This window comes from Pseudoblastomonas marina (genome assembly GCF_014641655.1).
Taxonomy (GTDB): domain Bacteria; phylum Pseudomonadota; class Alphaproteobacteria; order Sphingomonadales; family Sphingomonadaceae; genus Alteriqipengyuania_A; species Alteriqipengyuania_A marina.
This window is the reverse complement of sequence record NZ_BMID01000039.1, coordinates 1-620: the sequence shown is the minus strand read 5'-3', so window position 1 is coordinate 620 and position 620 is coordinate 1. Positions and strand designations below refer to the sequence as shown.

The window sequence follows — 620 nt, the reverse complement described above, 5'->3', positions numbered from 1 at the left end:
CGGAGCAGCTGGATTAGTACTGGACGGATCATAATCATCAACCTGGGTAGTTTAAAGGTAAAACCTTAATTTCATACATTAAAGATGAGAATTCGATTTTCTCCCCAGGTTCGCGTGCGCACTATGGAGGGGAAGGGCACTGATCGAGTAGGACCAGAGCTTTCCTTATTTAAATCTCCAAATTTCTTCAAAATTTATGATAATAATGACTATACTGTCTTTATTACTTACTAATGCCGTTACTTTAAGACGAGATATTTCCATACTTTTTAATAGAATTGTGATTATAGCATTAATTTATTGTATTTTGCATGATACAATGAGTTTATCTATTATAAGTAAAGGGGTAGGTTTACATGGAGGTTTACTTCATATAACCAATATAACACAAGTATTCCAAATATTTATTTTTTTGATTAGTATATTAATATTACAATTAACAAGTTTCGATCCCATAAAAAAATTTTATATTATGAGACATCCTAGGTTTATTAATAAGTGGCCTAGAGCTATAGGATATTCAATACCATTATCTTCAATACAAGCAGTGTTGAAGGATTACCTTTTTAAAATTCAAGGGTTTAACAAAGAACATCTTAAAATAATAGAATACCCTTTAA

Annotated in this window: 1 protein-coding gene; it reads left to right on the top strand. The window is 30.5% G+C overall.

What is annotated here, in order from left to right:
* Positions 1-205 precede the first annotated feature (205 nt).
* Positions 206-620: hypothetical protein (locus IEW49_RS13470; protein ID WP_229658242.1), on the top strand; the 415-nt coding region annotated here is incomplete at its 3' end.